The following is a 10,647-nucleotide window of genomic DNA, read 5'->3' as shown; positions in this document are numbered from 1 at the left end:
CAAGGGCGCCCGCCGGAGTGGGATCACGGCATCCGCTGGTAGGCGGGGGTGGTGAGGAACTCGGAGTACTCGTCGGCGAGGGTGACCTCCTTGAACAGCGTCACCGCCTGGTCGAACCGGGGCTCGTTGTACGCCTGTCCCAGCTCCGCGCGGATCTTCGCGAGCTCCTCGTCCAGCAGCTCCTCGACCCATTCCTTGGTGATCTTGCGGCCGTCGGCGGTGGGCACCCCGTTGTAGATCCACTGCCAGACCTGGGAGCGGGCGATCTCGGCGGTGGCGGCGTCCTCCATCAGGTTGTGGATCGCGACGGCGCCGGCACCGTCCAGCCAGGTGGCGAGGTAGCGCAGCGCCACGTCGATGTCGTTGCGCAGGCCCGCCTCGGTGATCTCGCCCGGCGTGGACTTGATGTCGAGCAGGTCGGCGGCGGTGACCCGCACGTCCTCGCGCAGCCGGTCGCGCTGGTTCGGCCGCTCGCCGAGGACGCCGTCGAACACCTCCCGGCAGACCGGCACGAGGTCGGGGTGCGCGACCCAGGAGCCGTCGAAACCGTCGCCGGACTCGCGGGTCTTGTCGGCGCGGACCTTCTCCAGCGCGACCTTGTTGACCTCCTCGTCGCGGCGGGACGGGATGAACGCGGCCATGCCGCCGATCGCGTGCGCGCCGCGCTTGTGACACGTCCGGACGAGCAGCTCGGTGTAGGCCCGCATGAACGGCGCGGTCATCGTGATCGAGTTCCGTTCGGGCAGGACGAAGTCCGCGCCCCGGTCCCGGAACTTCTTGATCACGGAGAACAGGTAGTCCCAGCGGCCCGCGTTCAGACCGGCGGAGTGGTCGCGCAGCTCGTAGAGGATCTCCTCCATCTCGAACGCGGCCGGGATCGTCTCGATCAGCACGGTCGCGCGGATGGTGCCGCGCGGGACGTCCAGGGCGTCCTGCGCCAGGTTGAACGCGTCGTTCCACAGGCGAGCCTCAAGGTGGCTCTCCAGCTTCGGCAGGTAGAAATAGGGCCCCTTGCCCTTGGCCAGTTGCCGCCGGGCGCAGTGGAAGAAGTACAGCCCGAAGTCGAACAGCGACCCGGACATGGGTTCGCCGTCGACGAGGAGGTGCTTCTCCTCCAGGTGCCATCCGCGCGGACGGACGACGATGGTCGCCAGTTCGGAGTCGTCCTTGAGCGCGTAGGTCTTCCCGCTCTTGGGGTCGGTGAAGTCGACGGTGCGGTCGAGGGCGTCCCGAAGGTTGAGCTGCCCCTCGATCATGTTGTTCCACAGCGGGGTGTTGGCGTCCTCGAAGTCGGCGAGCCACACCTTGGCGCCGGAGTTCAGCGCGTTGATCGTCATCTTCCGGTCGGTGGGGCCGGTGATCTCGACGCGTCGGTCCTCCAGCCCGGGGGCCGGATCGGCGACGCGCCAGGAGTCGTCCTCCCTGATGTGCGCGGTCTCGGGAAGGAAATCGAGCGTGCCGCCCTGGGAGAGCGCGCGCTGGCGTTCGGCGCGGGCGTCCAGCAGTTCCCGGCGCCGGGCGCCGAGTTCGCGCTGGAGGGAGGCGAGCAGGCCGAGCGCCTCGGGGGTCAGGATCTCCTCGTACCGGTCGCCGAGGGGGCCCTTGATCTCGACACCGTCAGGTCCAGCCATCGGCCTTCCTTTCGTATAGCGAAATTTCACTTCTGTTATGTGGAGAACGGTACTCGGCGGCGCTGAGACCGGTCAAAGCGGGACACGGGTTTCGGGACACGTCCTTCCTTCGCCCACGTCCCCGTCCCCGCCTGCGTCAACCCGGTGGGCGGGGTCTCGGCGCGGCGACCGCTCGTCCCGCTCCGGGACGCGCTCGTCCCGACCACGGAAATTCCGCGTGACCTCCGTGGACGCCGCGTGAGACGATCGGTGGGAAGACACGGCCGCGCCGCGGCGTTGCACAGAGGACATATGACTCAACCTTTCTCTGCAGACCAGACCGAGTTCGAGACTCAGGACCCGACCGACGAGGAGCCCCTGACGGGCGCCCTCGACCTTGAAGACCGGCGGGCACTGCGCCGGGTCGCGGGCCTGTCGACCGAACTGACCGACGTCACCGAAGTCGAATACCGGGCGCTCCGGCTGGAACGCGTCGTCCTCGTCGGCGTCTGGACGGACGGCACCGCCGAGGCCGCCGAGAACTCCCTGCGCGAACTGGCGCTCCTCGCCGAGACGGCGGGATCCCATGTTCTTGAGGGGCTCGTCCAGCGGCGCTCCCGCCCCGACCCGGCGACCTACATCGGCTCCGGCAAGGCCGCGGAGCTGCGCGACATCGTCATCGCCACCGGCGCCGACACCGTCATCTGCGACGGCGAGCTGGCCCCGAGCCAGCTGCGGCACCTGGAGGAGACCGTCCAGGTCAAGGTCATCGACCGGACCGCGCTGATCCTGGACATCTTCGCCCAGCACGCCAAGAGCCGCGAGGGCAAGGCCCAGGTGGAGCTCGCCCAACTCGAGTACCTGCTGCCACGGCTGCGCGGCTGGGGTGGCAACCTGTCCCGGCAGGTCGGTGGGCGCGCCGCCGGCGGCGTCGGGATCGGCGGCCGCGGCCCCGGTGAGACCAAGATCGAGCTGGACCGGCGGCGGATCCGCACCCGGATGGCCAAGCTGCGCCGGCAGCTCGCCGAGATGTCCAAGTCGCGCGACACCAAGCGCGGCGAGCGGCGCCGTCACGCGGTGCCCGCCGTCGCGATCGCGGGCTACACCAACGCGGGCAAGTCGTCGCTGCTCAACCGGCTCACCGGCGCGGGGGTCCTGGTGGAGGACGCGCTGTTCGCCACCCTCGACCCCACCGTCCGGAGGGCGGAGACGTCCGCCGGGCGCGTCTACACCCTCGCCGACACCGTCGGGTTCGTCCGGCACCTGCCGCACCAGCTCGTCGAGGCGTTCCGGTCGACGCTGGAGGAGGTCACCGACGCGGGGCTCGTCCTGCACGTCGTGGACGGCTCCGACGCCGACCCCGAGGCGCAGATCGACGCCGTCCGGGAGGTCCTACGGGAGATCGGCGCGGACGGCATCCCCGAGATCATCGTGATCAACAAGGCCGACGCCGCCGACGATCTCACGATCGCCCGTCTCCAGCGCCGGGAGCCGCACAGCGTCGTCGTGTCCGCCCGCACCGGGCACGGCATCGAGGAGCTGCGCGCGGTCATCGAGGCGGAGCTGCCCGGACTGGAGAGCGAGCTGCGCGTCCTCGTGCCCTACGAGCGCGGCGACCTCGTCGCGCAGGTGCACGAGCGCGGCGAGGTGCTCACCCAGGAGCACCTGGCCGAGGGGACCATGCTCCACGCCAGGATGCCTGCGGACCTCGCGGGAGAACTTTCCCGGTACGAGACCGCGGCACCGACCGTCTGACGACACCCGTCAGGCCGGGCCTGCCATGGCCCGGCCCGGCGGGTGTTCGCGGCTTTTGGCGCTTTCGCGTGGCTCTTTCGCGGACTCGTTCGAGGTCGCGCCAATAATCGAATTACGGACCGGCATACGGACCTGTTCGATAGTGTCCGAAAGCCGTTCGCGGGGCGAACCCGGTCGCCGAACGGTGACAGCTTTCCCATTCGGCTTGACGGCGGGGTGGGAATCCGTACGGTCGTAGAGCTAAGGGGCGGGGTGATGGCTGTCGATGTGCTGCGATCAGAGGTTGTCGGACAGGCCTTCAGTGCACTACCGTGACGAAACCGATATCTCCGGTCTCGTTGCCAATGGTGGTCCCCCGATCACCCGACCCACCCAGGTGAGCCGTCGGCACCCAGTCGGCGTTTCGGATCGAGAGCAGGTGGCGCAGTCCATGGTAGGTCCGAACACTGGAACGAGGGCGGGCGGCCCGCACCCATGCCCCACGGCGCCCACCACCGCGTTGAAGCACGTCCCGCCCCACCTGGGCCGGTGACCCTATGACCGTGAGGCTGTTGACGAACATCGGCAGGCTCTGGACGGGTACCGACGTCTGCAGCAACGCCGCCGTGCTCATCCACGAGGACCGGATCGTCTGGGCCGGGCCCGCGTCCGACCTGCCCCAGCGCGTCCCCGGCATCATCGACGACATCGTCGACGTCGACCATGTCGAGAACCTCGGCGGCGGACTCGTCACACCCGGCCTCATCGACGCCCACTCCCACCCCGTCTACGCGGGCAACCGATGGGCGGAACTCGCGATGCGCACCAGCGGATCGTCCCACTCCGCCATCACCGCCGCGGGCGGCGGCGTCAACTCCACCGTGACCGTCACCCGTGGAACCGACCCGTGGACGCTGTGCAACGGCGTCCGGGAACGGCTCCGCCAGTGGATCCTCGCCGGGACCACCACCGTCGAGGCCAAGACCGGTTACCACCTCACCCGCGACGGCGAGCTCGCCGACATCAGGATGCTGCGCTCGCTGGAGGGCGAGCCGTCCATGCCGCGCATCCACGCGACCTTCCTCGCCGCGCACATCCTGCCGCCCGAGTTCTTCGGCCGTCGCCGCGACTACATCGAGGCCGTCCGCCTGTGGGCGGGCGACGCGGCCGTGGCCGGAGCGGACTCGATCGACGTGTACTGCGACGAGGGCCACTTCAGCGCCGAGGAGGCCCGCGCCCTGCTGCTCACCGGCAAACGCGCCGGTCTGAAGGCGCGGATGCACGCCTGCGCCAACGAGCGCGTCGGCGCCGCGCAGGTCGCCGCCGAGGTCGGCTGCGCGTCCGCCGACCTGCTCACCCAGGCCAACGACGACGACATCAAGGCCCTCGCCCACGCCGGTGTCACCGCCACCGTCTGTCCTGGCAGCGCCCTCAACAGCAGCCGCGCGCCCGCGCCCGTCCGGCAGATGATCGACCGCGGTGTCACCGTCGCGCTCGGCACCGACCACAACCCCGGCCAGTGCGGCATCACGTCCATGCCGCTCGTCATCGGGCTGTCGGTCGCGATGTTCGGCCTCAGCGTCACCGAGGCCCTCCGCGCCGCCACCCTCGGCGGCGCCGCGGCCCTGCGCGTCGGCGACCGCGGCTCCCTCGCGCCCGGCATGCTCGCCGACATCGTCCTGTGGGACGCCGACCACGAGGGCGCCTTCGCCTGGGCGTTCGGGCTCCGCGCGCTGCGGATCTGGCGCGGCGGCGTCCCCGTCCAACCCTGACGCGGTCAAGACGTGGGGCCGGACGTGCACTGACCAGGACGCAAGAGGCGCCGGAGGACGGCGGGTGGATGCCCCGTCTCCGCCTTCACCGTCCGGGTCGGCTGCGCGTGGTCCGCGAACCCGAGATCCACCGCCCTCCCCGCCGCCGCGGTCGCAGCCGAACGCTCGCCAGTGCGGCGGATGAGGAGTTCGGTGGTGGTGCCGACGAGGCCGTCGCAGGAGAAGGCAGCACTGCCGACAGGCTTTGGAAGCGGCACAGCTGGTGCGGCGCGGTCTGACCGGCACGGTCGCGGTCGTCACCCGATACTTCGGCGGGGGTGAAGCTCGGCGCGGGCGGCCTGGTCCGTGCCTACGGCCGCTGACCGAGAGTTATCCACAATCACCAATGCGTACGCTTCGCCCTGCGGGACCGACCTACCGTCTTGCGCCATGAGCCCCGATGCCCGAGACCGCCTACACGCCGTTACCGACCGCCTGCCTCCACCCTCGTCCCGCCTCCGCGCGAGCCCCGACCGGTCGAACATCCGCGTCCTCGTCATCATCGGCGTGATCGCCGCGGCCGTAGCCGCCGGCTACCTGTGGCTGGCCCGTCCCCGCCCCGGACCCACCGCCCCGCTCCCCACCGCGACCGTCGCCCACACCCGCCCCACCGCGCCGCTGAACCCGGCCGCCTCCTCCTCGGTGGTCGTACACGTCCTGGGCAAGGTGAAGCACCCGGGAGTGGTCACCCTGCCGTCCGGCTCCCGGGTAGCCGAAGCGATCAAGGCGGCGGGCGGGGTGCGCCCCGGCACCCAGACCGGCCCCCTCAACCTCGCCCGCAAACTGGTAGACGGCGAACAAATCCCCGTGGGCGTAACCCGCCCCACCCCGACCCCCGCCCCGGGGCCCGTCCCATCCCCACCTAACGACCCCGGCGCCCCACTCGATCTCAACACCGCGACCGTCGACCAACTGGACGACCTCCCCGGCGTAGGCCCCGTCCTCGCCCAACGCATCGTCGACTTCCGCGCCCAGCACGGCCGGTTCCGCTCGGTCGAGCAACTCCAGGACGTCAGCGGCATAGGCGCCCGCCGCTTCGCCGACCTGAAACCCAAGGTCCGCGTATGAACCACGACCTCCGCCTCCTGGCCCCCGCCCTCGCCACCTGGCTAACGGCCGCCACGACCCTGGGCCTCCCCACCGCCGCCACCTTCGCCCTAGCCGCCACCACCGCCCTAGCAGCCACCTACCTCCTAACCCGCCTTCCACCTCAGGACCCCGCACCCCCGCATCCCCCCACCACCCGCCAGACCCCCAGCCAATCCCCAGACTCCCGGCAAGGAGCACCCCCGACCCACACTGTCCCAACGAGCCAAACCCCACCCAACCCCGCGCCCCAACAGCACACGACCGCTGACAGGCGCCGCATCCGCAGCCAATCCGCAGAGCGCAGAGCACCGGCGAGCCGCACTGTCCCAACGGACCGAAACCCAGCCATACCCATGGCTCAATGGCGTGCGGCCGCTGTCAGGCGCCTTATCCACCGCCGGGCTTCGAGCCTCCGGCAGGGAGCATCCCCGAACGGAGACACCCCATCGCGGCGAGTTCCAGACATGCGGATGGTCCGCTGGTGCGCGGCCGCCTTCAAGGGTCTCATTCGCTGCCGAGCCCCGAGGGGTGGGCAAGGAGCACCAGCGAACCGGGCCGTCCCAACGGGCCGAACCTCAGCGAACCCCGTGGCCCGATGGCGCGTGGGTATCCACAACCAGGCTTCGAGTCCCTGGCAGGGAGCATCCCCGAACGGAGACACCCCATCGCGGCGAGTAACAGATACGCGCGTGGCCCGCTGGTGCGCGGCCGCTGTCAGGCGACTTACCCGCAGGCGAGCCCCGGGGGCTTGGCAAGGAGCACCAGCGAGCCGGGTTGCTACAACGGACCGAGACCCAGCCATACCCGTGGCTCAATGGCACGCGGTGGCGGCATTACGGGCTCTGACGCGACGTCTCGCTCTCAGCTTCGGCCGGCGGTCGGGTTTCGGTGGTGCCGCTCGCACGACCGCGGCCCGGCGGCGGCTGGTGGGAGTCGCCCTCGTCTGCGCTGCCGCGTCCGCGACCGGGGTGGGGCTTCGTGCCACGGCCGTCGACACCGGGCCGGTACGAGACCTTGCCCGTCTCGGCCGCTCCGCCGTCGCGGAGACGGTCGTGACCGCAGACCCGTACGCCAAGCCTCGGCAGCACCGGCCGATGATCATCGTCCGAGCCCGGATGGAGATGGTCTCCCGGACCAGGGTCCGTGTCCCCGTCCTGCTGATCGCCGACGACGTCCGTTGGCACCGCCTGATCCCGAGCCAGCGGGTCCGGTTCCACGGTCGGTTCGTGCCGCCCGGGGGTGCCGCCCTGCTCGCCGCCGTGGTGATCGTGCGGGGGCCACCGGCCGTCCTCGGACCCCCGTCCCGGATCCAGCGCGCGGCCGAGCATATACGGGCGAGGCTGCGGGCCGCGTCGGCGAGACTCCCACCCGACCAGCGCGGCGTCCTGCCAGGCATGGTCGTCGGCGACACGTCCCGCCTCGACCCGGCCCTGGCGGACGACTTCCGCACCGCCGGGCTCACCCACCTCCTGGTCGTCTCGGGCGCGAACCTGGCGATCGTCATCGGCGCCGTGCTCGGACTGTGCCGTCTCGTCGGGCTCGGACGGCGCCGTGCCCCGCCCATCGCCGTCCTCGCGGTGCTCGCGTTCGTCGTGGTGGCCCGCCCGGAGCCGAGCGTCCTCAGAGCGGCGCTCATGGGCCTCATCGGCATGCTGGCGCTGTTCACCGGACGGCGACGCCAGGGCGTGCCCGCGCTGGCCGCCGCCGTCCTGCTCCTCGTGCTGATCGATCCTGAACTGGCCCGCTCCTACGGGTTCACGCTGTCGGTCCTGGCGACCGCGGGCCTGCTCGTCCTCGCGCCCCCGTGGCGCGAGCGGCTGGCACGCCACCTGCCGGGCCCCCTAGCCGATGCCCTCGCCGTCGCTGCCGCCGCCCAGTTCGCCGTGGCCCCGGTCCTGGTGATGCTCTCCGGCGAGGTGGGCGTCGTCTCGGTGTTCGCGAACCTGCTGGCCGCCCCGGCCGTCGCACCCGCCACCCTCCTCGGCGCCCTCGCCGCCGTCACCGCGCCCTTCTCCCTACCGCTCGCCCAACTGGTCGCATGGCCCGCCGGATTCACCGTCGGCTGGATCATCCGGGTCGCCAGGACCGCCGCCGCCCTGCCCTACGCCACGATCCCCTGGACGAACGGCGGCGTCGGCGCCGCCACCCTCCTGCTGGCCGTCGGGATCACCATCCTTGTCCTGCGCAGCCGCCGCCTGCGCCTGCTCGCGGCCGCCGCGATGACCGGCATCCTGATCGCGGTCATCGCCCAACGCGTCACCGCCCCCGGCTGGCCGCCACCGAACTGGCATATGGTCGCCTGCGACGTCGGCCAGGGCGACGCCCTGGCCCTGTCCACCGGCCCCGGCCAGGCCGTCGTCGTCGACACCGGCCCCGACCCCGCACCGATCGACCGGTGCCTGCGCCGCCTCCACGTCCACGATGTGCCGCTGCTCATCCTGACCCACCCGCACGCCGACCACATCAACGGCACGTCCGGTGTCCTGCGCGGCCGGAACGTCCACACGATCCTCACGACTCCCCGCACGTCCGGCCGCGAGGCGGGCCTCGTCCGCGACTTTCTGCCCCGTCCCGCCCTGGCGGGTCAGCAGTGGCGCATCGGCCCCCTGACCCTCTCGGTCCTCGCCCCGCTGACCGTCGGCCCGACCCTCTCACCCAAGGACGACGGCTCCACGATCAACAACGCGAGCGTGGTCCTCGTCGCCCGCAAACCGGGCTTCAGCGCCCTCCTCACGGGCGATGTCGAAGCAGAGGCGCAACGCGCTCTGGAGGGCGACGTCCCACCCGTCCAGGTTCTGAAGGTTCCCCACCACGGTTCCCGCAGCCAGGCGCCCGGCTTCCTCGCCGCCGCCCGCGCCTCCGTCTCCTTGATCTCCGCGGGAAAGGACAACGACTACGGCCACCCGTCCCCGGCCACCCTCAGTCTCCTCCGCGGCCTCCGCACCCAGATCCACCGCACCGACCGGGAGGGAGACATCGCCATAATCCGCACCACCGCCGGCATAGCCGCCGTCCCCCACCACTGACCACGCATAGAACCCCAGGACCGTTTTGATGACGAAGTGGCCTCCGGTCAGTCGGGCAGGTGATTACCAGGTAGAAGTGCTGCACAGGTGTTGCGACGCGGTGTTTCGCGCTTGGACGCTCTGATTGGTGTCGCCATGGTCCCCTCTAACGGTTGGGCAGGCGTCGCGGCGATGTTGAACATCTGTCAGGTAGCTCCGGGGTGCTCGTCCGGTGGCGGAGGGAGCTTCTGCGGGCGCGTCGATGCCGATCCGCTGGGGCGGTCGTGCGGATCGGGCGCTGGCGTGTGTTGAGTCGAGAAGTGGATGCCTCGCGGGCTGGGGGACTTGGTCGTTGGGAGACCCTGGGGCGTGGCATGCTGCTGGGGTGTCGGTTGAGCCCATCATTGTGATCGTCGGTGACGAAGAGCTGCTCGTGGAACGGGCGATCGGGGACGTCGTCGCGTCCGTGCGGGCGGACGATCCGGAGACCGAGGTGATCGACCTCGGACCGGGCGGGTTGGAGCCCGGGCGGATCGCGGAGTTGACGTCGCCGTCGTTGTTCGGGGGCACGAAGGTCATCGTGGTGCGGTCGGCGCAGGACCTGGGGAAGGACCTGACGGCCGAGGTCCTGAAGTACGCGAAGGCACCCGCGGACGATGTCGTGTTCGTGGCCGTCCACCACGGCGGCGCCAAAGGCAAGGCGCTGGTGGACGGGCTGACCAAGCTCAAAGCGCGGAAGATCTCGTGCCCCAAGGTCACCAAGGCGGGGGAGCGGATCGACTTCGTCCGGGCCGAGATGCGCCGCGCGGGCGGGAAGATCTCGGCGGACGCCGCGCGAGGGCTGGTCGACGCGGTCGGAAGCGACCTGCGCGAACTCGCGGCGGCGTGCAGCCAGCTGGTCGCCGACACCGGAGGCAAGATCGACGACGCCGCGGTGGCGCGGTACTACCGGGGACGCGCCGAGGTCACCGGGTTCGCGGTGGCGGACAGGGCCATCGATGGGCAGCTCGCCGAAGCGCTCGAACAGCTGCGGTGGGCCCTGGCGACGGGAGTGGCGCCGCTGTTGATCGTCAGCGCGCTCGCCACGGGCATTCGGGGCCTGGCGAAGGTCGGCGGCGCCCCCCGAGGCGCGCGCGGCGCGGCACTGGCGAAGGAACTCGGCATGCCGCCGTGGAAGATCGAGCGGGTGCAGAGGCAACTGCGAGGCTGGTCGGGTGCCGGAGTCGCACGGGCGTTGACGGTGGTCGCCGAGGCCGATGAGCAGGTCAAGGGTGGTGCGGCCGACACGACCTATGCGTTGGAGAAGGCCATCACCGAGATCGTCGCCGCCCGCTCCCTGAGGAGCGCGTCATAGGTCGGTGCGTGTAGCGGTGGCTGTGGGGTTGTTGGGTGGGAGGC

At 71.1% G+C, this 10,647-nt stretch carries 6 protein-coding genes; 5 read left to right on the top strand and 1 reads right to left on the bottom strand.

Annotated elements, in window-relative coordinates:
• Window positions 1-23 precede the first annotated feature (23 nt).
• Window positions 24-1,631, bottom strand: a complete 1,608-nt coding sequence (gene aceB / locus BZB76_RS16545) for a malate synthase A (protein WP_121435232.1) — start codon at window positions 1,629-1,631, stop codon at window positions 24-26.
• A gap of 291 nt (window positions 1,632-1,922) precedes the next feature.
• Between aceB and hflX the strand changes: the two genes are divergently transcribed.
• The 5 genes from hflX to holA all read left to right on the top strand — a co-directional run bounded on the left by hflX (window position 1,923) and on the right by holA (window position 10,603).
• Window positions 1,923-3,365, top strand: a complete 1,443-nt coding sequence (hflX, locus tag BZB76_RS16540) for a GTPase HflX (RefSeq protein WP_121435231.1) — start codon at window positions 1,923-1,925, stop codon at window positions 3,363-3,365.
• A gap of 536 nt (window positions 3,366-3,901) precedes the next feature.
• Window positions 3,902-5,116 carry an imidazolonepropionase gene (gene hutI, locus BZB76_RS16535; RefSeq protein WP_121435230.1) on the top strand — a complete coding sequence of 405 codons (1,215 nt, stop codon included), beginning with the start codon at window positions 3,902-3,904 and terminating at the stop codon, window positions 5,114-5,116.
• Between the two features lie 429 nt (window positions 5,117-5,545).
• Window positions 5,546-6,223: a ComEA family DNA-binding protein gene (locus BZB76_RS16520; protein WP_121435229.1), complete on the top strand. Its 678-nt coding sequence runs from the start codon at window positions 5,546-5,548 to the stop codon at window positions 6,221-6,223.
• Window positions 6,224-7,296: 1,073 nt separating this feature from the next.
• Window positions 7,297-9,270 carry a ComEC/Rec2 family competence protein gene (locus BZB76_RS16510; protein WP_246006988.1) on the top strand — a complete coding sequence of 658 codons (1,974 nt, stop codon included), beginning with the start codon at window positions 7,297-7,299 and terminating at the stop codon, window positions 9,268-9,270.
• A 364-nt stretch (window positions 9,271-9,634) separates the two neighbouring features.
• On the top strand, window positions 9,635-10,603 hold the full coding sequence (holA, locus tag BZB76_RS16505) for a DNA polymerase III subunit delta (RefSeq protein WP_246006987.1): 969 nt from the start codon (window positions 9,635-9,637) through the stop codon (window positions 10,601-10,603).
• Window positions 10,604-10,647: the final 44 nt, after the last annotated feature.

This window comes from Actinomadura pelletieri DSM 43383 (assembly GCF_003634705.1).
In the GTDB taxonomy this organism is placed as follows: domain Bacteria; phylum Actinomycetota; class Actinomycetes; order Streptosporangiales; family Streptosporangiaceae; genus Spirillospora; species Spirillospora pelletieri.
The sequence above is the reverse complement of the archived record's forward strand: the minus strand, read 5'-3'. Positions and strand labels throughout refer to the sequence as shown.